26 protein-coding genes are annotated in these 24,806 nt (G+C 36.3%); 15 read left to right on the forward strand and 11 right to left on the reverse strand.

The window, feature by feature from the left end:
- Positions 1 to 6: 6 nt before the first annotated feature.
- Positions 7 to 711, reverse strand: coding sequence for an SAM-dependent methyltransferase (locus C0Z22_RS05465; RefSeq protein WP_103217331.1), 705 nt, complete (start codon positions 709 to 711; stop codon positions 7 to 9).
- 54 nt (positions 712 to 765) lie between these two features.
- Here C0Z22_RS05465 and C0Z22_RS05470 point away from each other — a divergent pair, with 54 nt between their 5' ends.
- Positions 766 to 1,890, forward strand: coding sequence for a hypothetical protein (locus C0Z22_RS05470; protein WP_103217332.1), 1,125 nt, complete (start codon positions 766 to 768; stop codon positions 1,888 to 1,890).
- Here the strand turns inward: C0Z22_RS05470 and C0Z22_RS05475 are convergent.
- Positions 1,887 to 3,074 (reverse strand): peptidase U32 family protein, encoded by a 1,188-nt coding sequence (locus C0Z22_RS05475; protein WP_103217333.1) that lies wholly within the window; start codon positions 3,072 to 3,074, stop codon positions 1,887 to 1,889. The genes C0Z22_RS05470 and C0Z22_RS05475 overlap by 4 nt on opposite strands.
- Positions 3,074 to 4,282: a U32 family peptidase gene (locus C0Z22_RS05480; RefSeq protein ID WP_103217334.1), complete on the reverse strand. Its 1,209-nt coding sequence runs from the start codon at positions 4,280 to 4,282 to the stop codon at positions 3,074 to 3,076. The genes C0Z22_RS05475 and C0Z22_RS05480 overlap by 1 nt, the downstream gene beginning before the upstream one ends.
- 65 nt (positions 4,283 to 4,347) lie before the next feature.
- Between C0Z22_RS05480 and C0Z22_RS05485 the strand changes: the two genes are divergently transcribed.
- From C0Z22_RS05485 to C0Z22_RS05495, 3 genes are read left to right on the forward strand one after another with little or no spacing between them, the layout of a single operon-like run.
- Positions 4,348 to 5,493 carry a hypothetical protein gene (locus tag C0Z22_RS05485; RefSeq protein WP_146037807.1) on the forward strand — a complete coding sequence of 382 codons (1,146 nt, stop codon included), beginning with the start codon at positions 4,348 to 4,350 and terminating at the stop codon, positions 5,491 to 5,493.
- Between the two features lie 8 nt (positions 5,494 to 5,501).
- Positions 5,502 to 5,915: a cyclic nucleotide-binding domain-containing protein gene (locus tag C0Z22_RS05490; protein ID WP_103217336.1), complete on the forward strand. Its 414-nt coding sequence runs from the start codon at positions 5,502 to 5,504 to the stop codon at positions 5,913 to 5,915.
- A 19-nt stretch (positions 5,916 to 5,934) separates the two neighbouring features.
- The gene (locus C0Z22_RS05495) at positions 5,935 to 8,589 is read left to right on the forward strand and encodes a cation-transporting P-type ATPase (protein ID WP_103217337.1); all 2,655 of its coding nucleotides are present in this window, start codon (positions 5,935 to 5,937) and stop codon (positions 8,587 to 8,589) included.
- A 44-nt stretch (positions 8,590 to 8,633) separates the two neighbouring features.
- Here C0Z22_RS05495 and C0Z22_RS05500 read toward each other — a convergent pair whose 3' ends face one another.
- Positions 8,634 to 9,617 carry a malate dehydrogenase gene (locus C0Z22_RS05500; protein WP_103217338.1) on the reverse strand — a complete coding sequence of 328 codons (984 nt, stop codon included), beginning with the start codon at positions 9,615 to 9,617 and terminating at the stop codon, positions 8,634 to 8,636.
- A 149-nt stretch (positions 9,618 to 9,766) separates the two neighbouring features.
- On the opposite strand from C0Z22_RS05500, the gene C0Z22_RS05505 reads away from it, so the two are divergent.
- Entirely contained in the window at positions 9,767 to 10,447 is a 681-nt protein-coding gene (locus C0Z22_RS05505) for a hypothetical protein (protein WP_103217339.1), read from the forward strand.
- 103 nt (positions 10,448 to 10,550) lie between these two features.
- Here the strand turns inward: C0Z22_RS05505 and C0Z22_RS05510 are convergent, their stop codons facing one another.
- Both C0Z22_RS05510 and C0Z22_RS05515 read right to left on the reverse strand, forming a co-directional pair.
- Positions 10,551 to 10,874, reverse strand: coding sequence for a helix-turn-helix domain-containing protein (locus C0Z22_RS05510; protein WP_103217340.1), 324 nt, complete (start codon positions 10,872 to 10,874; stop codon positions 10,551 to 10,553).
- Between the two features lie 173 nt (positions 10,875 to 11,047).
- Positions 11,048 to 12,370 (reverse strand): amidohydrolase family protein, encoded by a 1,323-nt coding sequence (locus C0Z22_RS05515; protein ID WP_158246824.1) that lies wholly within the window; start codon positions 12,368 to 12,370, stop codon positions 11,048 to 11,050.
- A gap of 31 nt (positions 12,371 to 12,401) precedes the next feature.
- On the opposite strand from C0Z22_RS05515, the gene C0Z22_RS05520 reads away from it, so the two are divergent.
- From C0Z22_RS05520 to C0Z22_RS05530, 4 genes are all read left to right on the forward strand, one after another.
- Positions 12,402 to 13,736: a nodulation protein NfeD gene (locus C0Z22_RS05520; RefSeq protein WP_158246825.1), complete on the forward strand. Its 1,335-nt coding sequence runs from the start codon at positions 12,402 to 12,404 to the stop codon at positions 13,734 to 13,736.
- A 9-nt stretch (positions 13,737 to 13,745) separates the two neighbouring features.
- On the forward strand, positions 13,746 to 13,874 hold the full coding sequence (locus tag C0Z22_RS16310; RefSeq protein ID WP_255407610.1) for a hypothetical protein: 129 nt from the start codon (positions 13,746 to 13,748) through the stop codon (positions 13,872 to 13,874).
- A gap of 173 nt (positions 13,875 to 14,047) precedes the next feature.
- Positions 14,048 to 14,803, forward strand: coding sequence for a slipin family protein (locus tag C0Z22_RS05525; RefSeq protein ID WP_103217343.1), 756 nt, complete (start codon positions 14,048 to 14,050; stop codon positions 14,801 to 14,803).
- 22 nt (positions 14,804 to 14,825) lie between these two features.
- The gene (locus tag C0Z22_RS05530; RefSeq protein WP_103217344.1) at positions 14,826 to 15,371 is read left to right on the forward strand and encodes a hypothetical protein; all 546 of its coding nucleotides are present in this window, start codon (positions 14,826 to 14,828) and stop codon (positions 15,369 to 15,371) included.
- Here the strand turns inward: C0Z22_RS05530 and C0Z22_RS05535 are convergent.
- Positions 15,368 to 16,603 carry a hypothetical protein gene (locus C0Z22_RS05535; RefSeq protein ID WP_103217345.1) on the reverse strand — a complete coding sequence of 412 codons (1,236 nt, stop codon included), beginning with the start codon at positions 16,601 to 16,603 and terminating at the stop codon, positions 15,368 to 15,370. The two genes, C0Z22_RS05530 and C0Z22_RS05535, sit on opposite strands and share 4 nt — an antisense overlap.
- Before the next feature lie 97 nt (positions 16,604 to 16,700).
- On the opposite strand from C0Z22_RS05535, the gene C0Z22_RS05540 reads away from it, so the two are divergent.
- On the forward strand, positions 16,701 to 17,366 hold the full coding sequence (locus C0Z22_RS05540) for a hypothetical protein (protein ID WP_103217346.1): 666 nt from the start codon (positions 16,701 to 16,703) through the stop codon (positions 17,364 to 17,366).
- A 14-nt stretch (positions 17,367 to 17,380) separates the two neighbouring features.
- On the opposite strand, the gene C0Z22_RS05545 is transcribed toward C0Z22_RS05540, so the two are convergent.
- Complete coding sequence (locus C0Z22_RS05545; protein WP_103217347.1) at positions 17,381 to 18,250, reverse strand: hypothetical protein; 870 nt, start codon at positions 18,248 to 18,250, stop codon at positions 17,381 to 17,383.
- A gap of 15 nt (positions 18,251 to 18,265) precedes the next feature.
- Positions 18,266 to 19,189: a hypothetical protein gene (locus C0Z22_RS05550; RefSeq protein WP_103217348.1), complete on the reverse strand. Its 924-nt coding sequence runs from the start codon at positions 19,187 to 19,189 to the stop codon at positions 18,266 to 18,268.
- A gap of 277 nt (positions 19,190 to 19,466) precedes the next feature.
- On the opposite strand from C0Z22_RS05550, the gene C0Z22_RS05555 reads away from it, so the two are divergent.
- From C0Z22_RS05555 to C0Z22_RS05565, 3 genes are read left to right on the forward strand one after another with little or no spacing between them, the layout of a single operon-like run.
- Positions 19,467 to 19,772 carry a hypothetical protein gene (locus tag C0Z22_RS05555; protein ID WP_103217349.1) on the forward strand — a complete coding sequence of 102 codons (306 nt, stop codon included), beginning with the start codon at positions 19,467 to 19,469 and terminating at the stop codon, positions 19,770 to 19,772.
- Positions 19,750 to 20,076, forward strand: a complete 327-nt coding sequence (locus C0Z22_RS05560; protein WP_103217350.1) for a hypothetical protein — start codon at positions 19,750 to 19,752, stop codon at positions 20,074 to 20,076. The genes C0Z22_RS05555 and C0Z22_RS05560 overlap by 23 nt, the downstream gene beginning before the upstream one ends.
- Positions 20,073 to 21,248 carry an Hsp20 family protein gene (locus C0Z22_RS05565; RefSeq protein WP_103217351.1) on the forward strand — a complete coding sequence of 392 codons (1,176 nt, stop codon included), beginning with the start codon at positions 20,073 to 20,075 and terminating at the stop codon, positions 21,246 to 21,248. Before C0Z22_RS05560 ends, C0Z22_RS05565 begins: the two co-directional genes overlap by 4 nt.
- A gap of 3 nt (positions 21,249 to 21,251) precedes the next feature.
- Here C0Z22_RS05565 and C0Z22_RS05570 read toward each other — a convergent pair whose 3' ends face one another.
- Positions 21,252 to 21,959, reverse strand: a complete 708-nt coding sequence (locus tag C0Z22_RS05570; protein ID WP_103217352.1) for an MgtC/SapB family protein — start codon at positions 21,957 to 21,959, stop codon at positions 21,252 to 21,254.
- Between the two features lie 130 nt (positions 21,960 to 22,089).
- On the opposite strand from C0Z22_RS05570, the gene C0Z22_RS05575 reads away from it, so the two are divergent.
- A complete protein-coding gene (locus C0Z22_RS05575) occupies positions 22,090 to 23,142 on the forward strand; it encodes a phosphatase domain-containing protein (RefSeq protein ID WP_146037808.1) in 1,053 nt (350 codons plus the stop codon).
- On the opposite strand, the gene C0Z22_RS05580 is transcribed toward C0Z22_RS05575, so the two are convergent.
- Positions 23,105 to 23,350 carry a hypothetical protein gene (locus C0Z22_RS05580; RefSeq protein WP_103217354.1) on the reverse strand — a complete coding sequence of 82 codons (246 nt, stop codon included), beginning with the start codon at positions 23,348 to 23,350 and terminating at the stop codon, positions 23,105 to 23,107. The two genes, C0Z22_RS05575 and C0Z22_RS05580, sit on opposite strands and share 38 nt — an antisense overlap.
- Between C0Z22_RS05580 and C0Z22_RS05585 the strand changes: the two genes are divergently transcribed.
- The gene (locus tag C0Z22_RS05585) at positions 23,349 to 24,797 is read left to right on the forward strand and encodes a hypothetical protein (protein ID WP_103217355.1); all 1,449 of its coding nucleotides are present in this window, start codon (positions 23,349 to 23,351) and stop codon (positions 24,795 to 24,797) included. The genes C0Z22_RS05580 and C0Z22_RS05585 overlap by 2 nt on opposite strands.
- Positions 24,798 to 24,806: the final 9 nt, after the last annotated feature.

A 24,806-nucleotide genomic window follows, 5' to 3' on the forward strand; every position in this document is an offset into this window, starting at 1 on the left:
AAACAATTACTTTATGATAAGAATGAACTCTTTCTTTAAACCAGAAACTTCTTTGAGTAATTTCGACAACTTACCATATTTTAATTCTTCTTCCTCACCGTTAAGTTCCATCCCAACAAAGCCAATACGCTCACCAAATACTTCAACAGACTCTTCAAGAAGTCTTGTTAAGCGATAGGGAGTATCCATTAGTATCTTAGGCATATCGACTTTTGCTAATTTCTTTAGAAATTCTTTGCGCTCCTCTGGTCTTCGAGGAGGGAAACCAGCAAAGGTGAAATTTGCACAATCAATACCAGATAGCGCTACAGCTAGTGAAATAGAATTACTATGAGGCGTACAAGTGACACGAATACCAAGTTCATGACACCTTTTAACTAGTTTTTGACCTGGATCACAAAAGGCCGGAAGGCCTCCATCGCTCATTAAATAAGCATCTTTACCGCTTTGGATCTTTGAGATGAGATCGTTTTCTATCTCAACTTGAGTGTGCTCATTGAAGAGAATAAAGTCTTCAATAATCTCTCGCTCAAGTCCAAATCTTATCCAACGTCTACGACAAGGCTTTAAGTCCTCGATTAGAAAAAGACTTTGCTCACGCTTTTCAATAGCAGACTTTAATAAATTTAAAGCTGTAGTCTCTAGCGGATTTTGCTCATCAATAGGAGTTGCAATTAAATATAGAGTTCCGTATTTACTTTGTTTGGCCATATCATTTATATATGATCAATTGGTTATAAACTCAAGATCGTGTATATAAATAATATGCAAAAAGCTTCAAAAATTTACGAATTATTTCTCTCTGTTACTCCAGGACTAGAAGTCTTTGCCAAAGAAGAGATAAAAGACTTACTAAGTAGCGAATTCTTCAGTGAAGTTGTGCTTGATTTAGAAGATGGATTAACACTCAAATCCAGCGACTTGTTCGTGCTTCTTACCACTATTAAATTTTTGAAAATTCCAACGAGAGCACTTCTTAGAATTGAAGAATTTAAAGCAAGAGATCTTCCTAAACTTTATAAGAAACTTACTAAAATAAATTGGAATGAATATATACCGACAACTGAGAATGACTTTAAAGTTAGCTCTCATAACTCGCGTTTATTTGATGATCGCAAAATCATTAAGGCCACAAAAGATGCAATAAGTGACTATCAAAAGGCCCAGCCTTTTAAAGCGAAGTACTCACAATTAGAATGGAGTCATCCACCAATAATCTTTTTACGCTTTGAAGAAGATATGTGCCAATTATCAATCGATTGTTCAGGTGAAAGATTAGATAAGAGAGGACATAAAATCCTCAGTGCCAAAGCACCGATGAGAGAATCTCTTGGGGCCGCTTTAATCCGTTTTATCAACGAAAATGAAGACAGTGACTATCCCCTGCTTGATCCGATGGCCGGCTCTGGCACAATTGTCAGTGAATACCTCTTACAAGACGAGCTTAATAATAAGAGAGCTTATAATTTTGAGAACTTTCCAATCTTTAGAAAACTTCCAGCAAAGAAGATAGAGATGGCACCTATTGAAATTACCAGGAAGGCCTTTGCAAATGATATAAACCAAGACAATATCAAGGCGATCAAAAAGAATCTAGAGCAATATAATCTAGAGGTTACTCATGGCGATTTCTTTAAGATGAAAGAACTTAATCATGACAATATCATTATTGCTTGTAATCTTCCGTACGGAAAAAGAATTAAAACACAAAAAAATATCCACGACTTTGTGAATGACTTTTTCTCAAAAGCACAACAAATTGGCGCCAAAAGCGCCTATGCTGTTATCCCAGAGACATTTATCATTGATAAAAAATTTAAGATTCTAAGATCACAAAGGATCAACAATGGCGGAATCTGGATTCAATTTGTAAGAGCTAGCTTTATTTAATTTTTATAGGCCATTGTCTTAACACTTACACCACTAACGTGCGCAACAAGAATTAAGTCTCCAGTCTTAGCAAACTCTGTTTCTGTTCCATTAGTATGTGTAATTTTATGAACTCTAGTTGTTTTAACTTTTCCATCAGGCGTTGTTAAACGAAGCTCATCTCCTACACTTAGGGCACGATCCTGCCCACGCATTCCCTTAATAAGAATGGCCATATGAGACTTTTTCACAACATCAACGACTTCACCTAAAAAGCCTTCGTCTTGACGTTGAGTGCGCTTATTTTTTAGCTTCTTAAAAAGTACATCAGACTTATTTACGTGAAAGAAACCACGAGTAGTAGAGTTGCCAAATTGTTCTTTAATTTCTTTTGCTTTATCCTTATCGAAGTCATTTACTAAAGAGATAACATCAGAAAGAAGATTATTATTTTCAAGATGGCGCGTATCCACTCTTAAATCATTAACTCCGCACTCTTTCAGTTCATCAATATATTCTAATAGAAATTGATCCTTCGTATTGAACATAAATGTTCCATGTTGATTTTCAACAATTGGAAAACCTTTATGCGGAGATTCTTCACTAGAGCCACTCACTTCAATATAGTCGTCTTCTAGTTTCTCATCTGAATACAAAGGAGAGACAAGATTACGAGGTGTATAGAAAAGTAAAATGCGACCAAATACAAGAAGCTCAGTTTCTACGACCCAAGATTTAATTTCTGAGCAAAACTCTTTAACCACACCACTTGATAACTCAATTGATAAAACAATCTTTCTTAAACGCTCACCAATTAGTTTCTTCCAAACCTTGATTGAATGTAGGTTATGATGTCCCCCCGTATCGAGAAGAAGATCAATATCAAGTTCTGGATATTCATTTAGACAAAAATTGATTGCTCCAGGATCTCTTAAGCGAATACTTTTAAATTCAAGATCAGCATATTTTCTAAATTGTTCTTTATACATGCTAAAGCGAGATTCAGTCATTAGAATATCCCACTCAAGACAATAAGAGATTCCTTCAGACTTTAAAGAATCGATGGCCTGGGACATCTCTTCAATTGTTAGTTTCCCAACTTGAGAAAACAGACGAGTCGCTAGAATAACTTCACTAATTGTTGCCTTATTAGCGATAATATTAGGAAGATCATTTAAATTATTTAGGTATGTTGTTGTCTTCATTAGCTAACAACCTTTGCACGTACAAGGTTGTTTACCTCAACACCTGCAACATAAGGGATTTTAAAAAGTGCACCAGGACGTGTACGTTCAAAATTCTCCCCCGCAAGATTTGAAATATGATCAACTCTTACATCAACATGAGCATTAGAAAAAGGCATAATCTCAAGAGACTCTCCTAGTTCAAATGCACTTCTAACATCAACGACGATAAATTCGTTATCGACAACTTGAGCAACTTTACCAATTGCCCTGTATGTTTTGTCCTCGTGTTCACGATCGTTATATATTGATGTTTCATCAGCTTCATCAACTAAAGAAGCTTGCGTATAAGCACGGTGAGTAACTTTCGTAAGTTCCTCTTCCCATTTTAAAAGATCATCACTTAAGAAGTTTCCATGCTCTTTGTAATAAGCAAGGGCGCCTGAATAAACCATAGAAATCGTTCCAGCATACATAGGAGACTTCATACGTCCTTCTACTTTTAGCGAATCGATTCCTGCATCAATAAAGTCTTGTAAAAGTCTAATACCTTCAAGATCTTTAGAACTCATGAAATAACTATTAAGCTCTTTTTTACCGTCTTCGATTTTGTATTCAAAGCGACAACTGTGAGCACAACCACCACGATTAGAGTCACGTCCTTGCGTATAATTTGAAATGACACAATTTCCGGAATAGGCCATACACATTGAACCGTGCACGAACATCTCGATTTCAACACCGGCTTCTTCTTTGATCTTCTTGGCATCCGCAATTGAAACTTCACGGCCAAGAACAATCCTAGTTACGCCAAGTTTTTTCCAAAGCTTTGCACTTTCAACGTTTAAACAGCTTGCTTGTGTTGATAAGTGAACCTCGAGATTAGTATTTTCCGCGATATAATTAATAACGCCAGGATCAGAAACGATTACCGCATCAACGCCAACATCATCGAGCTCTTTGATAAAATCAAGTAGGCCGTCAAAATCCTTATCATGGAAGAATGAGTTTAAGACGACGTAGACAAGAGCGCCACGCTCGTGAGCAAACTCAACCCCTTCACGTATCTCATCAATAGTGAAGTTATCGGCCGCTTGGCGAAGTCCATACTTTTGACCACCAAGATAAACGGCATTTGCACCGTAACTAATGGCCACTTTCAATTTTTCTAGGCTACCTGCTGGAGCTAAAAGCTCGGGTACCCATCTGGTGTTTTTTGCATCTTTCATAAGGTCTTCTATGTACCAGAAATTACGTATATAATAAAGTCATAGGGAAATCTTGATTAGTTTTTATGAAAAAAATATTTAACATCATATTTTATTTGGCCTGTGCGTTCATTATCACAATTTTGGGACTTCTAAGTTACCATTATCACGAAGCGCCTCTGCGTGAAACGCCAGCACCTTATGTCATGGCCCCTGGAGTCTTTGGCCCAGATGAAGTTGCATCAAATGCAGATGTACTTATTGTTGGCGACGAGATGGGTGTCTCAATAGGTCCATTTATTAACGATATTACGACTCAGCTTTCAAAGAAACTTGCTCGTCCGTTATCAATTTATAATATTTCCACTAAAGGTGAATCACTTTATCGCACGATTGAGCGAGTTGCTGCTTTAAAAAAAGTTCCAAAAATTCTCATTCTTGCTTCTGGATATTCTGAATTACAAGAAGATATTTATCCGACTAAAAAAGATGCCATAAAAGTAAATAATCAGAATTTTAAATTTTTTAGAAATCTGTACATCCAAAGTTTAATAAAATTACACCCTAATCTTTCAAGATTAATATTTTTAAACGAAAATCTTAAGCAGTTAACTTCAGAGATTGAACAAATTGATTTCGAGAACCTTTCACCTGAGAGATTTAGAAGTATTCTAGAAAAAGAGCTACTACTCTATGATATTCGCCTGGAAAAATTCTTCAGAAACTTAAAATCGCAGGGTATCAACATCCTGACAATAATCCCTCCAATTAATATGGAAATTAATGATTTAAAAATTTGTCAGGATACAACAAGTGTTCTATTTGAAGATGCCCTAAGTAAGCTTGAGACATTACTGTCAGAGTCAAAAACAAAAGAGGCCCATGTCCTTGTACAATCACTTGATAAGAATATTTTGGCCAACACAAAGTTTCATCAACTGAAACAAGAATTTTTTGAGAAGCAAGGTGAAATTACAAAGGCATATGATCAGGCATTACAAAAGGTTGCCTTTGCATGTGAAGTAAAGTCATCACATCCTCTTTTTATAAAACAGTTAGAAAAGATAGCGGCCCATCAAAATGTCGACATCGTAGATTTTAACGAAGTTCTTAAGCAAAATTATACAAGAAACCCTTTATTTATTTCTAATAAAGCCCCACAATCTATCTATTACCCTAAGCTTGTAAGTGAATTAGTCATTAAGCTCAAGCAGATTACTCAATTAAAATAAGAGGCCATATGAGAATTGTTCATAATGAAAATACTATCATCATTAAACAAGGAGACTCTTCGGACACAATCTATCTAGTGGAGGAAGGAGAATTACTTGTCTTTGTTGTTGATGGCAATAAGGTAAGTCCAGTTGCACTAGTTGGCCCAGGGGAGATGATTGGAGAGATGGCCTTTTTTGCAGGCACTCACCGCGCAGCTTATGTCATGGCAAAGTCAAAGGTAACCCTTATGGAAATCGATAGTGAAACGATCAAAGAACAACTACCTGATTGGCTATTTAAGATGACAAAGAATGTGGTTGATCGTATTCATCATCTCGATAAAGTTATTGCTAAAAGTGGAATCAAAAGAAAAAAAGCTGACACGATTAAACCACTTAGTATTGAAGAACAAAGAGAGATTCTAACTCTCATAAAATAAATTCAAGAAGGGCGAGTATATGAAAAAATACAATAGCCTATTCTATTCTAAATGCAGTGACATCGATGTTTCAACTTTACTTGAAACTGATATTGAAAAAGGTCTCACACATCAAGAGGCCCAAAAGAGACTACGTCTCTATGGACCAAATGAACTCTCTGTAAAAGTAAGTACATCCAAAATTACAATACTCATTCGCCAATTAAAAAGTATCATCGTTTTATTACTACTAATTGCGGCCCTAATATCTTTCTTTATTGGTCATATTGTAGAAGGCTTCACTGTCGTTGCAGTCTTAATTATCAATACAGCTTTGGGATTCTTCACAGAACTTAAGGCCATACGCTCAATGGAGGCCTTAAAGAAGATTGGTGTAACGAGATGTGGAGTTATACGAGAAGCACAATCGTTACATCTTAATACGAAAGAGTTGGTACCAGGTGATATTGTCTTGTTTGAAGCAGGAGATATTCTGGGAGCAGACCTTAGAATAGTTCAAGCAAATAACTTAAATGTAAATGAGTCTCTTTTAACGGGTGAGTCCGTACCAGTAGATAAAATAAGCGAAGCTCTCCAAGACGACATGATTATTGCCGAGAGAAAAAATATTCTCTTTAAAGGAACCTCCATAACAAGAGGATCAGGTCGCGGTATTGTTATAGCTACGGCAATGGATACTGAAGTTGGTATAATTGCAAAAGAAGTAGAAAAAGATAGAAAAGATAATGATGAGACCACCCCACTTGAGAAACGACTAAATAAACTAGCAGGTCAAATTGTTTGGTTCTCATTAGTCATTGCCGCCGTCATTGCAATTAGTGGTATTACAGCAGGAAAGCCGCCTATTCTGATGCTTGAGACGGCCATAGCACTTGCCATCGCAACAATACCTGAAGGACTTCCTATTGTTGCAACTCTTGCCCTGGCAAAAGGTATGTGGAGAATGGCAAATAACAATGCTCTTATTAACAAGCTTGCTGCTGTTGAAACACTAGGAGCCACCTCAATTATCTTCACCGATAAAACCGGAACTCTAACTGAAAATAAAATGACTGTGCAGCTCTATAAGTCTCAAAACAAGAGCTATGATATGAACGAAGTGGAAAATCAATTCATTGATGATGAATTAAAACGACTTCTCCAAATTGGAGTTCTTTGTAACAACTCAGAAATTAATCGCAAGCAGAAGGGCCATAATATTGGAGACCCAATGGAGATCGCTCTACTTGAAGTAGCGGCCAAGTTTAAAATTAAAAGAGCTGAAATGATCCAGCTGATGCCTGAACTAAAAGAGGTCCCCTTTGATAGCTCAACTCTTATGATGGCCACATATCATCAAGTGGCCAATTCAATACTCGTGGCAGTTAAGGGTGCCCCTGAAGCAGTTTTAAAGGCGTGTACGTCTATTCGAAATATTGATGGAGTAATTGAGTTTAATGAAGAATTAAAAAAAGAATGGAATCAAGAAAATCATAAGCTTGCCAGTGAAGGTCTTCGAATCTTAGCACTTGCGACAAAGGATGTTGAGAATATAGATAACTTTCCTTACGATCAACTCACCTTCTTAGGACTTGTTGCTTTACTTGACCCAGCACGCTCGGATGTTAAAGATGCTATCGAAAAATCGAAACAGGCCGGAATTAGAACAATTATGGTTACTGGAGATCAAGAAGGTACGGCCCTAAAAATTGCAAAGGATATTGGCCTAATTGAAAGTGATAATTTCTTTTCAATTAATGGGAAAATTTTGGGGCAAAGAAAAGATTGGAACAAAGAAATCGAAGAGAAGATAAATCGTGGACAGGTTTTTAGTCGAGTTGGGCCATTACAAAAACTTGATCTCATTAAACACTTTCAAGAAAAGAATGCTGTTGTTGCTATGACGGGTGATGGTGTTAATGATGCCGCGGCCTTAAATCATGCTGATATTGGAATTGCAATGGGAAAAAGAGGAACTCAAATTGCAAAAGAGGCTTCTGATATGATCCTACAAGATGATCAGTTTAATACAATTATCTTGGCCATCAAGCAAGGACGTATCATCTATAGTAATATTCAGCGTTTTGTTGTGTATCTTCTCTCATGTAATATAAGTGAAATTCTTATTGTATCAATTGCATCACTTATGAATATGCCATTACCTCTACTACCACTACAGATTCTCTTTTTAAATCTAGTAACAGATGTTTTCCCGGCCCTTGCCTTGGGAATGGGAGAAGGAGATCAAAATTATCTAAAAGCAGCTCCAAGGCCAAGAGACGAACAAATTATAACAAAGAGAAAGTGGGCCCTAATATCACTATACGGATTCATTTTAACAACGAGTGTCCTTACAGGATTCTTCTATACCCTATCAACAACTCAAGATAGTCAAAGCGCCTTATCTGTCTCCTTTCTAAGCCTAGGCCTTGGTCAAGTCTTTCATGTATTCAACATGAGACTTGAGAGTTCAAATATATTAATTAATGAAATAACGAAGAATATTCACGTATGGGGAGCTGTACTTCTTTGTATCATACTATTGTTAGCTACAATTTATATTCCAGGATTAAGAAGTATCTTGAACTTAAAAGTGATTGGTTCAAAAGAATGGACTATTGTCGCTTACTCTTCTTTAGCGCCACTTATAATTATTCAATTATTAGCGAAATTAAAATTGGGGATAAGGATTTAGGATATAAGGTGCCCGCAAGATCTCAAGCAGGCACCTTACTATAATTAAACTAGACCTAGTTCTTTTACAGTATTTCTTTCAGCGCGAAGCTCTTCAAGAGTTGCATTAAACTTTTCTTGTCCAAATGCATTGTGCTCTTGTCCTTCAACAACTTTAAGCTCACCGTTTTCAACACGACATGGGAATGAGAAGATTAGCCCTTCATCAACACCGTATTGTCCCTTAGATGCAAGACACATAGAGAATGTCTCACCAGCAGGAGTATCGTGAGTTAAAGCGTAAACACCGTTTACACAAGCATTTGCAGCAGAAGCAGCAGAAGATGCTCCACGTGCTTTAATGATAGCTGCACCTCTTTTTTGTACAGTTTCAATAAACTCACCTTTTAGGTAATCTTCATCAGTGATAACTTCAGCCGCTGACTTTCCACCAATCTTAGCATTGTAGAAATCTGGGTATTGAGTTGCTGAGTGGTTACCCCAAATTGTCATATTTGTAACTTCTGTTACATCAACACCTGCTTTTTGAGCCAGTTGAGTCTTAGCTCTCTTCTCATCAAGAGTCGTCATTGCAAAGAAACGAGACTTATCAAGTCCTGAAGCTTCCATTGCGATGTAACAATTTGTGTTACATGGGTTACCAACTACGAATAATTTTGAATCTGGCGCAGAGTGAGCGGCCATGGCCTTACCAAGTGGACCAAAAATTCCACCGTTCACCTTTAGAAGGTCAGCTCTTTCCATTCCGTCTTTTCTTGGAACGGCACCGATAGCAAGAATCCAGTTTGCATCTTTAAATGCAACTTCCATTTTATCTGTGCAAACAATATTTTTTAATAATGGAAATGCACAGTCATCAAGTTCCATTTTTACACCTTCAAGTGCACCTAGAGCTTGTGGAAGTTCAAGAAGTTGTAATTCTACTTCTGTTTCTGGACCAAACATTTGACCAGAAGCAATTCTAAAAAGAATCGCGTAACCAATTTGTCCCGCTGCACCTGTAACTGCAACTTTAACTCTTTTAGTCATATAATTTCCCCTTTTTAAAAAATTAGAGAGTTGTTCAATTGAAATTGGCCAATTTTATCATAGGTGTTAGACAAGTTGTAGCTTTACTTAGCAATATTAGGGGCTATAATTAAAATTAAATCTAAAAGTTAATAATCTAAGGAATCATAATGGAGCAAGGCAACAAGAACGCCTCAAATTCATCATCAGCATCTTCAGACAAGCCGCAAAATCGTGGGAACAGAAGTCGCTCGAATAATCGCAGACGTCGTAAGCGTCCAGCAAATGCAAGTGCAGCGAATCCTAATAAAGCTCAACAGCCTCAACAAGGGGCAAACAAGAGTGCTCAATCGGGACAAGCAACAAATAAAAAGCCGTCTAATAAATCTTCTAACCGAAATCGTAGACGTCGTGGACCAAGCAAGAATCGTCGACCGAATCCACAACATTTAAGTGGCGAAGACTTTATCATTGTAAAATACTTCAATTTACTTGAGCAGCACATTATGGCCAGACGCAAGTACTTTGATAACTTTGAGCGCGTTGGTGAGAAGCAAAGAGAAAAGCTTGAGCGCAATTTTATTGAAACACAAAAGACTTTCTTGGCCTTTAAAGAAAGACTTAAAGAAGAAGATCTAAAAGTATTTGAAGAAAAATTTGAATCGTTAAAAATGGATCTAACTTACTCTTCAAATCACGAACTTCCAGTTGGTGAAGTTGAGCCAGAGGTTACAGAAGAAGAAATTGAAGATCCACACTATCTTCAAACTCAAGTTGAAGCAAATTATGCAGATGATACTGAAGAGTCTGTTGGTTCACTTGAAGATTACAAGGCATATAAAGGTTTATAATTAAATTTACTACCATTCATCCTGAACATAAAAAAAGGGAGCTTTCGCTCCCTCTTTTTTTATCAATATTTTCTAACTAACAACCTTCGAAAAGGTAATCAGATTAGTAAACGAAGTTTGAAGTCGTCGTTGCTTCAGCACCAGTTGTTGCACCAACAACACCTGATCCATCCTTTAGATAATTATCTAAAGTTTCTTCGTGATCTTTAATGATAGCGTCTTTTAATTCAGCTTCATTAATGTCTAAGATTTCACAAACTCTACGTAACATCTTTAGTGGGATGTTGCAAAGAGCACGTTCAACGTTAGAAATGAATTGACCATTCTTGTAACCAAGAAGGTGTGATAATTCTGATTGAGAATATCCTTTTGGATGTGCTGTTCTCTTTTCTTTAATTAGTTTCGCGATGTGACTAAAACTTCTCATGTATTTCTCCTAAGTATTATATTCAAGCACTTACGATTCGTATCTTAATATATTCTAAAGCAATAAAATATTTTTGTAAACATATTAACAGATTTGTAAGAAAACTTTTTACAATTTTCTCGTAATTTTATTGTCGATAGCCGATATTGTTCAACATCATCGATTTAGCCAGCTTAACTGTCTGAAATCACATTGCCGTTATAATACGTCGCTTCAATCAAATCCACGTATAAGGCCCTATCTTTGTTAGGCCTCTTAATCAATTTCTTAAGTTTTTCCTCAGTCGTTAAGCTCGCGCTCATTTTTTTGTCACCAAGGCTCACAAAATGTAGCTTTTTCCCAACTTCGAAATTCCCACTTTCTTGTTCTAATTTAAGGGAATTTGCTCCAGCAAGCGTCGCGCGGTAGAGACCTTGAGTGTAGGAAGTATCGCGGTGGCCTCTTTTATGGTTTTGCATAACAAATGAATTGATTACATCAAGCATCGAAAGGAAAGGTCCACCACCAATATCACTGGCAAGCGCCCAGTGAACGTTGTAACGATTTGCTCTCTTATAATCAAAAAGTCCCGAACCTAGCCCTAGCTCCTTTATTGGAGCATTGCTTGTTGGACAATGTGCAATCATCGTTTTCTTTTCACCTAAAAGCTTTAACTCTTTTGGAGAAAGATAAATACCATGCCCCATGATTGTCTTAGGAGTTAGAAGTCCAACTTTGTCGTAGATTTCAGTATAAGTTTTTACTTTTTCAAATCCCTTAATGTCCTTATAGATACTAAGTACAAAGTCGATTTCATTTTGTGTTTCACTTAAGTGAGTTTGAATAAAAGAGCGATGTTTCTTAGCAGTTTTACCACCTGCGGCCATTGTTACAGGATCTGTTGTAATGGCAAATCGAGGTGTCACTGCATATTTATCTTTGTATTCTTTTGCAAGAGCTTCAGTTTGTGCAATTGTCTCCTCTACGCCCATTGTTAGGTACTCTGGCGAGTTCATCGTCATTTGAACATTACCTAGAATATAATCACCCTTAAAATTTTTAAGTGCTTCTGAGACAGAGTGTGAATGAATTGAGCCATAACATGCTCCACCAATCGTTCCGTTATTAGCAATCTTTGAAGTAAATTCTTTTGCTTTTTTACGTGCAAAAGCTAGCTTCTTAAAATTTGCTTCATAAGGCCAAGTGTAATTTTCAAGCCAGTTAAGAAGATTGGCCTTTGGCATTTCACAAACGGCATCTTGTACCCAGTGAAAGTGCGTATCATAAAGACCAGGGATAATATATTGGCCACTCTTGTCGATCACTTCAACATTTTTCTTACGCGCTAAATAGTCCGTAAGCTCTTTCTTAGGCATACGATCGATGATTTTGTAATCACCTTTTGTCGTGCGCTTTGCAACAATTGCATAATCTTCTAAAAATTCACATTTTTTATCATTTATAGGATTAAAAAAATGAGCGATAATTACTTTATAAGTAATATTATTTGATGACATGAAATCTCCTTTAATAAGCAGGTCAACATATATGAAGAAGCATATCATTACAAGTTTTGTAGTACTCTTTACTCTATTTTTAACGTCATTCGGCGCAGTTGCAGCGGATAGCTTTAACCAAGCCAAAGAAGTTAATATCAATAAAATCGTTGCGGTTAATATTGAAGAGGCCATCACTCCGGCCACTTTAAATTACCTTCAAAAAGCCTTTCAAAGTATTGAAGGCGAAAGAGAAAGCGCGATCTTAATTAAGATAAACACTCCCGGCGGATTAGTTAGTGTTACTAAAGAGATCATGCACCTAATTGCAAATAGCGAAAACCTAGTGATTGGATGGGTGGGGCCTAGTTCAGCATCAGCAACAAGTGCTGGAGCAATTATTGCAAGTAGCATCCCAGTACTCTACATGGCCGATGGAACGCGAATTGGTGCAGCAACTCCAATTTCAGGGACATCAGATATTAAAGAAGGCGATATGAAAAATAAAATCGTCAATGATCTGGTAGCTCTCGTAAAGTCTCAGGCTTCCGCAACTGGAAAAAATGAAGAAGTATTCACAAAGATGATTACTGAGGCCAAGAGCTATACTGAAACAGAAGCACTAAAAGAAAATGTCCACAACGGTATTGTTGATACAATTCAAGGTGTAGGCGGTCTTATCAGCACAATTAACAACAAAACTTTTCTTTCACATCATAAACCTTTTAAGGTTGTGATTGCTGATAACTATGTTCTTACGACAATGGAGAAAACACTTGGGCAAAAACTTTTAAGCTTCTTCGCTTCGCCAGATATGGCCTATATTCTTTTTCTCATTGGAGCGGCACTCATCTACGTAGAGTTCCAAGCTCCAGGTGGATTTATTGCAGGAAGTGTAGGGGCCGTGGCCATACTGATAGCAGGAATATCATTTAATATTCTTTCATTAAATACTGGCGCGTTTCTACTTATTATTGCGGCCTTTGTTCTCTTTATCTTAGAAATATATATTACAAGCTTTGGCCTTCTGACCTTGGCCGGGATAGCCAGTTTGATCTTTGGCTCCATGTTCTTATTTCAAACAGAGGAATCATATCTACAAATTTCATCAACTGTACTCTTCTCAAGTATTGGTGCGATTCTTGCCTTCATTGGTGTTATTGCCTATGTCTTTTATAAGTCCAGAAAAAGAATTTTCTCTGAACCAGAAGATCCGTACACAGGAGTTGAGATTACAGTAACAGATATTGATGGTGATAAATTCTTTTCACGCTACAATGGAGAATTGTGGCAACTTACGGCCACTGGCGATATGTCAAAGCTAAAAGTTGGTGATAAGGTAGAGGTCATAAAAAAAGACAACCTAAAGTTACAAGTAAAAATATAGAGGTATAAAATGAGTCAAAGAAAATCTTTTCGCCAATTAATGAGTTTAATCTTTTCAATGTGTCAGAATGAGCTACCAACTAAGAGCGATATCGACTGGGTAAGAAGAGAGATTAAAAAATTCTTGTGGCTTAAATAATTGAAATAAAAGAAGAAAAAACTAAGGGGACGTTGAGGGACGATTGATTTTTGACAAGGAAGAGAGAGAGTTTATTAAAAATCTCCCCTTAGTTTTCTTAATATAATATTAAACTCTCAGTTTTTTTTAGAGTCAGTTAAATGTAAAGTTTTTGTCAATTCAACGGAGGATATATGATTAATTTTGCGCCTTACTTACCATTTATAATTCTACTATTAATTTTATTGTTCAACACTGTTAAGGTTCTAAAAGAATACGAACGTGGTGTCATCTTCTTTCTAGGACGCTTCACAGCTGTTAGAGGGCCAGGTTTAATACTGCTAATTCCAGGTCTTGAGAAAATGCATAAAGTAGACTTAAGAACTGTCACAATGGATATTCCATCACAAGACATTATCTCAAAAGATAACGTTACACTTAAAGTTAATGGTGTTGTTTACTTTAGAGTTGAAGATCCAGAAAAGTCAGTTGTTGCAGTTGAGAACTATCTACTTGCAACAGGACAAATTGCTCAAACAACTCTACGTTCTGTTATTGGTCAATTTGAGCTAGATGAAATTCTATCTATGCGTGAGCAAATCAATGCACGTCTACAGTCTATTTTAGATGAGCATACAGAGCCATGGGGAATTAAAGTATCAACAGTTGAAGTCAAAGCAATTGACCTTCCAATTGAGATGCAAAGAGCGATGGCAAAGCAAGCAGAAGCGGAAAGAGATAAGAGAGCAAAGGTTATTTCAGCTCAAGGTGAATTTGATGCAGCATTAAAACTAGCAGAAGCTGCAAAGGTACTTAATGAATCACCAAATGCGATTACTCTTCGTTATCTAGATACAATGAAAGAAATTTCAAGCGGAGATGGTAAGTCGACAACTTTCTTCCCACTACCTGTGGATTTTTTAACAAATATAATGGGTAAAGGTAACTAACAAAGTAAGAACAAAGTCATTTATGATTTCAAAATATTTTAATTTAATTCCATTTGCTGAAAATGATCTTGATCTCGAAGCTTCTGCTGAGATCAAGGTCATTGACGGCCATGTTAACTTTCACTTCACACTAAAGGGAGACCTCTCTCCTATTTACATTCACCGTGACAATGGAAAGATGAACCGAGTTATCGGCCTTTGGACACAGACTTGTTTTGAATTCTTTATTCTCAATAAGACAGATGGTGAATATTTTGAATTTAACTTTGGGAGTGATTCAAGTTGGAATTGCTTTATCTTCAATTCATATCGCTCAGAACTTACCGAGTATAATGACATTGAACTTGATAATATTGTCATCAAATCAGAGGATGAACTCTTTACACTAAATTGTCGCTTTGAACTTAAGAAGCTTGGTCACAACTTTGAAGATCTTTCTAATCTAAGAGTATCTCCCACATGTGTATTGACGGCCGAAGGTGACAACACTTATTACTACTCAAATAAGCACCCAGATACTTCACCAAACTTTCACCACCCTGATAGTTTTGAGGATTTGATCTCTTAGTACTCGCTTAAATCGTCTTTTTCTTCTTTAACTTCGATATTCTTTAGAATGTAATCGAGCTTAGCATCGTCATCTTTAAAGTCGACTTCGCCAGATATTTGATAATCAGCAAGATCCCTCTCTTGCTTCTTTCTCTCTTTCTTCGTCTCTATTTCAATTTTTGCCTTGAGATCATCTTTTAAAACTTCATCACGATTTGAAAATGTTTTTCCAAACTTCTTCTTAGCAAAATCATAAAGACTAAATAGTTGAGCTGTTTTGTAATTACCTTTTTCAAGATAATAGATCATTTCACGATAGAAAGCTTCATTTTCAAGCTCATGTGACCAGGCACTATAAAGTAGTGCCATCCCCTTGTATTCAAACCTCTTTTCATACTTAAGTTTTCTAAACTCATTATACATCGCTAGAGAACTCTCCTCATCACGAGAAAGACTAAGCTTTAAATTCTTAACAAGTTTATCAAGGACAACATTATGATCTGGATGATTCTTATTATAGCGAATTGTTTGATGGTACAGACGTCCCTTTTCATAGAAGTAGCTTTTTAGGATACCAGAATTCTTTGGCCCATCGAAAAATTGCATTATATGGAAAGGACCATTTTGCACAATCTTCTTTGCATCTTTTGAAAAAATTTGATTACGAATCTTATAGATATAAAGAAAATAACCAAGCTTTGGAAGTGAGTAATTCGAAAGAAGATACTTAATATTTTTATAACTATATAGATTTAATTTTTTTATTTTAATATTAAGGTTTAAAACATCTAGCCAAACAGCTTGATTTGAAGAAGATTTGATAAATTGAGTAACTACCGGAAGATTAAAAATTGGGTCCATCGGTATAGCGGCCTTAAATTTTTCAATTTCAAAATCATAAACACTTAACACACGTCTATTCTTGTGATCAACAATATCAAAATACGGTAAAGCACTTAACTTATCGACATTTGGACGTGGAAATAGCTTAAAGCTTACATCATCAAAAGGAATATCAAATTGAAAGTTTTGAAAGTGTATCGGTTTCCAAAATAAAGTCGCACCTCGAGATTTTTCATAGGGAGATAGTCCACGATAGAGCCACTCATATCGATTAGTGGCAATAAAGTAGTCCGATTGAATCCCTTCATCTTGGAAGGTATAATAAAATCGGTACGGCATCGTAATGACAAGATAAACACTTGATAATACGAGTACAAGAATGGTCATTAGGAAGATAAGCTTCTTCATTATGAGATTTATCGGTTAATTGACCATTAAACTACATGAAAAAATTAATATTTTTTCAAAATTACCGATAAGTTAGGTGATTAATTCGGAGAATTGAATGAAAAAACTAATTTTTATCACAGCAATCATGGCCCTTACTTCTTGTGTAGCACCAAGAGAGACACGCTCAATCTATGATACGAATAGCTCTGGTTCAGGCTCTAGTGTTGGATCAGGAGGAGGCTCTTCAGTCATTGATATTGATGATTCAGGAAGTTCAACTTCAAATGGTTCAAATGCAAATATTCCAAGTGCAATTGCTCACTGTAGCTGGTCTCTTGATGGTCAGACAGGATTTGCAAATACTTCAAATAGTCACCTTGGACCAAATACAATTTGTCAGTCTCGCACTAACGAAACTCAAATCTATGTCCAACTAAAAAACCCTGATACAAATTCTAGAGTTTGTGTCATACCAACTTCAGAGGCCTCAGGAAATTCAATTTATCTTGGTTCTGCCCAATGTAAGTACATTAATAGCTCTGGGACAATTTCATTATTTAACTTAACTAAGAATCGTGATTACGGACGCTATCAACAATTTAGAATCAACGGTGTAATGGTCATGAAGGAGAAAAGCTATGAATTCCCTTCTCCATTTAATCGTGAGCTAATCTCTTACGATGCCTACTTCATGTGTTCAATCAATGTTGATCTATACAACGATAGAACATATTGTGACGCCTTTAAATCTAAGGGCGAATACTTCTACAAATCATTCTAAAAAAAATAATTTAATTAATGGGCAAGCTTATTTCCATCAACGAGCTTGCCTGTTTTATATGAATTCGACAAATCCCCATCAATCGTTGGAAATGAAATAATTGGAACAATCAAGCTTTGCTCTTCTTTTTCTATTTTTGTACAAAGTGCAATATAGAAGAAGCTAACACCACTTTTTTCGAAGGCCTTAAAGTATGCAAAGGCCTCTTCATCATCTTCGTCTTTGAAAACGTAAAGCTCATCGTAAGACTCAATTGTAGGCTTTAAATAGTCCATATAAAGAGTGAAATCTTCAAATGGTATATCGAACTCTTTTCGATGAATCATCATCTCAGCGAGTAATTTAGACTTTTTAAGTTCAATATGCTCAAAATCTTCTGGGTCTAAAATTGAATTACTCTCTATTTCACGGTGGTAATCTTCAAGTGATTCAACCTCTTCTCCAACTTGAAAGTCTTGCACAAAATAATCATTGGCAGTTGCCGTTAATGCCAACACGAATGAAGGCGTATGATCAAAAACAAAGCAAATGGCCATTAAATGGATATCTTCACCTTTATGATTAACTTTAGAAATAAAAGTAAAAATTTCTTCTTTAAGATCATTTTCTAAGCGCCATATCTCATCAGGTTTATGTAGCACACGATCAACAAAAGCAGGATTTTCAAGGGCCTCTAAAGCAGCCTCATCAACGATATTAAGATCTTTTCTCTTCTTTTCAATCTTACCTGTGAAGTAGTCAATTAGCGGTGAATAAAATTTTTCTATACATGCTTCACTACAAAAGCTTAGATTAGAGCCATCTTCAACAAAGAGTAAATCTTCGATAGATGGAACAACTTTTTTACAATTCTTGCAGTAGTAAATATTATCTGAAATTAACAATGAAGTATCCTATTTTTAAATTGATAAATTAAGCCCAGCAAATAGCGTATTCCCGTACAATACAGGAAGATCCCAAAGTTTAGTCGTTTCATTTAAAACAGAAGTATCTGGACGACTCACCTGAAAACCTGCTCCCATATTTAAACGAACAGAACGTGACATACGAAGAAACATTTGAGGCATTAAGTATGAATATTTTAAGTCAGAATTTAGAGAATTAGCAGTAAAGAAATCACTTGAAGAGACCTTTACTTCCCCATAAGTCAAAAGGAATTGAATTTCATGTGAAACCATAATTCCAAGGTTGGCCTTAATATGTGAGATGTCACCAACGGCCATTTCTTCGTCATTATCAAGAGTGTCTGCAAAAACTCTTTCATAATCAACACCAAGCGCAACGGCACCAAAGCGTTTTTCTGTAGAGACTCCTAAAAGACGATCATTTCTTTGTGTCGAAAATTCACTATCACCTTTAAATCTCATCCCTAGGTATGTATCGATAATGAGCTTATTATAATCATTACCAATTTCAAGCCAATTGAAGCCAAGCTTAACACCTGAGTTGGCCTGTTCAAATTCAGAAGTTTCTAAAGACTGAGCTCCACTAGCAGATAAGTCGATAAAGATACCGTGAGCAAATCCCATCTTTAAATTAAAATTTACAAAATTTATATTTTCATCAGTAATGAATGATTTATTTGCAACATAGCCTAGTGAGAAATCATAATACTCTGGTAAAAAGGCCCAAAAATCAGAGCTAGAGCTAGATGTTTGTGCACGAGAAACACTTCTTTCACTTCTAGCAGGAGCACTAGGTCTTGTTGTCACAGGATTATAAGAGCCACCATTACTAGATGATGACTTTGGTGAATAGTCCACCAATGCGAGAGCAGAAAAGTTGAATAAAATTGCCAGGGTTGCAGCTGTTAAGATATTCATCAAAAACATTCCTTGTTCATTGAAAATTTAACGCCTTCTTAGCGTCTACTTAATTGTATCTTTATATTTTCTTAATTTCAATGCGTGCATAACCTACCGCAAGCATCAAGTACTTTAAAAATAACAGTAACTTGCCCGAGCGCGTTCATAAATTAACCTGAAAATACGTATAGCATCAAAGGAAATGTATGCCGTCTGCCAAATAGTCTCTAAAATTTATAAAATAACTCTAGAGATTTTCACGAAAAATTTCAAAGCGAAATTCAGGAGGAATGAGTTGATCGAGTTAGGATTTTTAAAACGCTATGATTCAATTAAGAGATTAATCGACTTTGGTGCAAATGGATATTTCCCATTATTTGAAGATATTGCAATGGGAAGTGATTTCGAAGAGATTCGAATGACAAAAGCTCAACGCCTTAAAGCAAAGTCCCTGCTTAAGAAAATTTCATCACATAATAACCTAGAAAAACAACGCGTTCTCTTTTCAACATTTGATGAGATTGACCAATACATCGTCGCTCGTGCATTAGTTGAAATGGTAGAAGGAAAGATCTTAGATGCTAACCCACAGCTTCAATAAGCTATTAATCGTTGCAACAATCGCTCTAAGCGCTAATGCAGAATACCGAGTCTATCAGTACATGGTCTCTTCACGTCTAAATCCGAGAGGGCCAGCGAGTGTGATCATTACTTCAACACTTGATCCAAATTCATATGTAAAGTACCACGGAGGCAATCGCTCTATTCGCGTCAACCTCCTTAACACTTGGATGTGTAAAGGTCATACTGGTGGCGATCCAGTTTGTGCAGCACCGCTTGCCAAGCTAATGGATGTAACAAATCCAGAAGAAGCACAAGAGCAAGGAAATAACGGCGCACTATGAGAATTGAAGATAGCAACCAATTTAGTAAGCAGAACTTAAAGCTTAAAAATGAGCGCGAACGCCTTATTAAGGATAAAAAACAAGAAATTGAATCAATCCGTAAAAACTATAATCAGATGGCAAGTGATCAAAGGATTATCGGAGAAGAAAAACTAGATTCAGTACGTGATCAAAACCAAGTAGCTATCATCGAATCACTCAATCATAAAGAGGCCAGGCTTAATGAAATAAAAAATAGTCTTGAAAAAACTGGTCAACAATTTGCAAAGCAAGAAAAGCATACAAAACTTCAAACAGATGCCAATATTGCTGCCATTAGAGACAACTATCAGCAACAATTAGAATATGTCCATCAAAGAGGTCGTGACGATCTTGAGGATACATCAAATACTGTCAACGAATTGGCCCAAAAGGTTAAGTACGACAATGAAGAGTTCATTATTGACGAGACAGCAAAGGCCAAGAATCTCGCCAATGAAATTTCCGTTAGAAATGATGGCTTTATTCAACGAATTAATAAACAATTCGATCAACGTGTTGATAAATTATCAAAAGAAAATTCGACAACCGTTAAAGACCTTGAAAGAGAGCAACGCAAAGAGATGTCTAAGCTAAAAAGCGATCACCATTTCAAGCTAACTCAAACAGATGTTTTTCAACAAAATGAGCTAAAAAGCCAAAAAGCATTCCACGAGGATACTGTAAAAAGCAGAAAAGATGCCTTCGAAAAAAAGTATGCGGATCTTCAAAAGGAACACCAAGGCCTAATGGGGCGCCTTAAAACAAAAATAGATGAAGAGTTAAATGCTCTTAAGAGTTATTATACAAAGGCCAAGGAAACGATCCAAGAAAAAGGCCAAGATAGCTTTTACAATATTACAAAGCTAGAGCCTAACATTAAAAGTGATCAGAACTTTTACTACTTCTCTATTGAAGTGCCTAAGCACGAAGAAGAAACTATTCATATCAATGCTCAAGAGCGTGGCATTACAGTTACACAGAATAGAAAATTCGATCAGCGTGTTGAAGAAAATGGAAACACTTTCAAGTCAAAACGTTCAGAGAGTTTAGTTAGACAATTTGATGTACCAGAAATTCTCGATGGAACTAAGGTAAGTCGAAATTACGATCTTGAAACTTCGACTCTTACCTATCGTATTGCAAAAAGATAATTCTTATAAAATATCACGATCTCTTTGGTGAAACTCAACCTTATTCACACGAATGAGCGTTTTAATTTCACGCTTAATCGGAGCAACCCAACGAGGGTGAAGCTGAACATTTAAAGTTAGAAGTCTTTCGTCTGATACAGCATCAAGAACTTCTTCACTTACAATTTCAATATCCTCAACTCTTGAGTATAGAATCTCCTTAACATGTCCACGAATTCGACCATTTGAAAGCACTTCAATATAGAAGTTTTGCTTGGCCTTCTCAGACTCAAGCATACGATAAACTGGGTTAATAAGACGCAGAACTGCAAAAAGTGAAATTGTAATCAAACTAGCAATCACAGGATAACCAAATCCAACAGTCATCCCAATAGCAGCAACAACCCATACAGTAGCTGCAGTCGTCATCCCTACAACATTACCACGGCCTTGTATAATGGCCCCTGCACCCAAGAAACCGATACCACTTACAATTTGCGCGGCCATCCGATTGGGATCGGCCACCGTGCCCATATGCTCACTCATGGTCAGAACACTAAGAGATGTATATGTTGCTGCCCCTAGACAGATCAACATATTCGTCTTTATCCCAGCAGATTTCATCTTCTGTTCACGGTCATATCCGATAAAGCCACCTAGAAAGATTGAGCAAACAACTTTGATGCCCATCGAAATATAAACTGGTTGCTCTCCAATGAATTCAATATACATATAACCTCTTGTGGAATAAAATAAACTAAAGTCTATTTTAACAAGGATTTATCAGTTGAAAAGGGCCAAGGCCGTAAATTTTTTAGCTATTCAGACGAATAACTACCTTAATCTCAAGGCAGACTTCACAATGAGTGAAAATTTGTATTCGAAGAATAAGGACTTTGAAAAATTTGAAGCGCGTTTTCCTATTCAAGCTTATAAATTACTTAGGGCATATGAGTTCGAAATTAAGGTTGTGGCCTTAGATCAAAATAACAAAGAACTCTTCACAAAGAACTTAGAAACAGATTCATATGGAGGCCTGCTTGCCAAGATACCTCTTCCTAGAGATTGCAAGGATTGCTTGGCAAAGATTGAAGCCTACGAAATTTCTAAATACCCAGGGCTTGAGTTACATCTTGGGACCTTCATCCCATTAAAGATTACAGATAATCGAAAAATTATTATCTGTGACTTTGATAAGACGCTTGTTGAAACAAAATACTCGAAGCCAAGTGAAATCTATGACTCATTAACAAGTCCTTTAAAGAATTATCCAACATTAGATAATTCAGTGAAACTTCTTAAGTCATATATTGAAATGGGATATCACCCATTTATTCTTTCAGCATCTCCACACTTTTATGAAGATGCAATTCGTGACTGGCTATACGCTAATGAAATTTTCACGGCCGGTATCTTTCTAAAAGATTATCGCCGCATTCTTTCTATATTAGAAAATGATCTAACTCCAAAAGATATCAAGACTCAAGGAATTTATAAGCTAGGCCACTTACTCGATATCGTTAACATGACAGATATTCCATCTTCTGTTGTTTTAATGGGAGATAATTTTGAGTCAGACCCATTAATTTATCTAACATTCTCTGAGCTGTTATCCGGCCGAGTTGAGCCGAGACAGCTTTGGAATGAGCTAAAAAGAGTGGAAGACTTTAAAGTTACAGCACGTCAAAACGGACTTTTCTTAAATAAGATTTTTCAAATCAAGGATAATGTAAAACACCATGGGCTTGATAAAGAAGTGAAGATTTACATTAGAAAAAAAGGCAATGAATCGCAGCTAAATATTCGCGCTCCGTTCAACTCTTACCATGGAAAGATTGAGTTATATGATGGAAATCTTCTAGCAAATGAAAGTGAGACTAAGAAGCAAATAGAAGCTCAGGGGCCCACAAAATAATTTGTCCAATACAAATATATAGACCTACTTTATGAAACCTTTGAGTGAAATCTTCACCAAAGTTTTTAGAAAATTGTTTTGAAATAGGCCAGTTGGCCGGTGAGAATCTAGTTAACTCAATGGCCACTCTAAGACCAGACAAGGCAACACATACGGCAATAAAAGTTTGATTGCTAGGATTAACAAGTGAACTTAAAATATTAGACATGAGCGCTCCATTTAAAGAAAATTCTCCACTATACATAGAACTCTTCGACAATTTAGAGGAATCAATTTACCAATTGGCCGCCCTCGATAAGGAAGATGTAAAACTTGCCTGGAGTAATTTGAGAGAAAGCTCATATTTTGGGCCAAATATTTTAAAAGGCGCAATTCATAAACTCTTTAGTCAGGTATTTGCCCACCAAAGTACTTTTTTAAAAGACCATTCGGATGAATACTATAGAAAGTCGTATCATAAGCTAATAACTAGCTACGCTCAAGGCCTAGGAATAAGTCCAAAAGACGCACTTTATTTAAGCTTTATGCATGAGTACTTAAATAACCCAAGTGCTGTCTTTGAAGGGATAAAAGATTATCACTTAGAAGCGAACTCTCCAATTGAGTTAATCAATACTCCAATCCAAGAGACTTTCAATGACAAAATTAGATTTGTTCATTTTAAGTCCGGACAAAACCTTGAGGCTATCGTTATTCAAAACCTAATGTCACCATTTGCAACATATGGTGGTGTTAATGAAGCGGGATTAAGTGTCCAACTAGTACAAAGAGATGCATTAAAGATCAACTATAAGGGAATGAGCGCAAGCTACTTGGCCCTAGTTGTTTTATTAGGTTTCAACGATATTAATGAGGCCGTAAAATTCTTAAAAGAACAAGAGCTTGTTTTCCACTGGGAGTTCCATATAAAGGATGCTGGTGGTAATTACCGAGTTGTTGCTATTGATGGCCAAGAAGTTCATGTTTATGACGGCAAAGAAAGGACTGAAAAAGATTATTTTAAATACCATCTTGATACATATAAGAAGAAACATTGGCCTACGACAATTTCGGCCTTAACGATTAATTCAGGTGATATTTATCTTTCAATTTTTGATTCAAAGAAATTTGAAATAAAGCAAATTCACTACTGTGATCTCTTTAAATCGACTTTCTCAGTTGTCTCAAAGAAACAAAAAGTGACAAAAGTTTTTAAAGAAATATTTACGATAAAAAACTACCTCAACATCGCGCAAGTAGCTTTTAACAATAATCTTTCGGAAGAGTGTTATCATCAATTGCAACTGGCCATTGTTTTTGCCAAAAAGATGTCAGGGAATGGAAATCAAAAGAAGCTTATCTCAAAGCTTGAACTTACTTTTATGGCCTGCCAGTATATTTTTGAGTCGCATAAAGAAACACAACAATACATTCTACAAAATTTGATAAAATTATATCCATCCTTAGATGACTACCATAGAGATTTAGCACTTATACTAATGCAAAGGCTGCAGATCCTTATGGACGAAAAAATTCATTTAATCGATGGCCCAAAAGAGCTTAAAAGAGTGATTTTTACGGAATCAAAACTTGGAAAATTCCCACACCAGGCCCTAAAGAAAACAACTTTACTAAGGCCAAACCACCTTGATTTCTGCCCGACATCAGGACTGTAGTGGCGCACA

The organism is Halobacteriovorax sp. DA5, from assembly GCF_002903145.1.
In the GTDB taxonomy this organism is placed as follows: Bacteria; Bdellovibrionota; Bacteriovoracia; order Bacteriovoracales; family Bacteriovoracaceae; genus Halobacteriovorax_A.

Bases quoted from the DNA above. Each gene is read 5' to 3' on its own strand.
- C0Z22_RS05465 (WP_103217331.1), bottom strand. From the start codon at position 711: ATGGCCAAACAAAGTAAATACGGAACTCTATATTTAATTGCAACTCCT.
- C0Z22_RS05470 (WP_103217332.1), top strand. From the start codon at position 766: ATGCAAAAAGCTTCAAAAATTTACGAATTATTTCTCTCTGTTACTCCA.
- C0Z22_RS05475 (WP_103217333.1), bottom strand. From the start codon at position 3,074: ATGAAGACAACAACATACCTAAATAATTTAAATGATCTTCCTAATATT.
- C0Z22_RS05480 (WP_103217334.1), bottom strand. From the start codon at position 4,282: ATGAAAGATGCAAAAAACACCAGATGGGTACCCGAGCTTTTAGCTCCA.
- C0Z22_RS05485 (WP_146037807.1), top strand. From the start codon at position 4,348: ATGAAAAAAATATTTAACATCATATTTTATTTGGCCTGTGCGTTCATT.
- C0Z22_RS05490 (WP_103217336.1), top strand. From the start codon at position 5,502: ATGAGAATTGTTCATAATGAAAATACTATCATCATTAAACAAGGAGAC.
- C0Z22_RS05495 (WP_103217337.1), top strand. From the start codon at position 5,935: ATGAAAAAATACAATAGCCTATTCTATTCTAAATGCAGTGACATCGAT.
- C0Z22_RS05500 (WP_103217338.1), bottom strand. From the start codon at position 9,617: ATGACTAAAAGAGTTAAAGTTGCAGTTACAGGTGCAGCGGGACAAATT.
- C0Z22_RS05505 (WP_103217339.1), top strand. From the start codon at position 9,767: ATGGAGCAAGGCAACAAGAACGCCTCAAATTCATCATCAGCATCTTCA.
- C0Z22_RS05510 (WP_103217340.1), bottom strand. From the start codon at position 10,874: ATGAGAAGTTTTAGTCACATCGCGAAACTAATTAAAGAAAAGAGAACA.
- C0Z22_RS05515 (WP_158246824.1), bottom strand. From the start codon at position 12,370: ATGTCATCAAATAATATTACTTATAAAGTAATTATCGCTCATTTTTTT.
- C0Z22_RS05520 (WP_158246825.1), top strand. From the start codon at position 12,402: ATGAAGAAGCATATCATTACAAGTTTTGTAGTACTCTTTACTCTATTT.
- C0Z22_RS16310 (WP_255407610.1), top strand. From the start codon at position 13,746: ATGAGTCAAAGAAAATCTTTTCGCCAATTAATGAGTTTAATCTTTTCA.
- C0Z22_RS05525 (WP_103217343.1), top strand. From the start codon at position 14,048: ATGATTAATTTTGCGCCTTACTTACCATTTATAATTCTACTATTAATT.
- C0Z22_RS05530 (WP_103217344.1), top strand. From the start codon at position 14,826: ATGATTTCAAAATATTTTAATTTAATTCCATTTGCTGAAAATGATCTT.
- C0Z22_RS05535 (WP_103217345.1), bottom strand. From the start codon at position 16,603: ATGAAGAAGCTTATCTTCCTAATGACCATTCTTGTACTCGTATTATCA.
- C0Z22_RS05540 (WP_103217346.1), top strand. From the start codon at position 16,701: ATGAAAAAACTAATTTTTATCACAGCAATCATGGCCCTTACTTCTTGT.
- C0Z22_RS05550 (WP_103217348.1), bottom strand. From the start codon at position 19,189: ATGAATATCTTAACAGCTGCAACCCTGGCAATTTTATTCAACTTTTCT.
- C0Z22_RS05560 (WP_103217350.1), top strand. From the start codon at position 19,750: ATGCTAACCCACAGCTTCAATAAGCTATTAATCGTTGCAACAATCGCT.
- C0Z22_RS05565 (WP_103217351.1), top strand. From the start codon at position 20,073: ATGAGAATTGAAGATAGCAACCAATTTAGTAAGCAGAACTTAAAGCTT.
- C0Z22_RS05570 (WP_103217352.1), bottom strand. From the start codon at position 21,959: ATGTATATTGAATTCATTGGAGAGCAACCAGTTTATATTTCGATGGGC.
- C0Z22_RS05575 (WP_146037808.1), top strand. From the start codon at position 22,090: ATGAGTGAAAATTTGTATTCGAAGAATAAGGACTTTGAAAAATTTGAA.
- C0Z22_RS05585 (WP_103217355.1), top strand. From the start codon at position 23,349: ATGAGCGCTCCATTTAAAGAAAATTCTCCACTATACATAGAACTCTTC.
- C0Z22_RS05580 (WP_103217354.1), bottom strand. From the start codon at position 23,350: ATGTCTAATATTTTAAGTTCACTTGTTAATCCTAGCAATCAAACTTTT.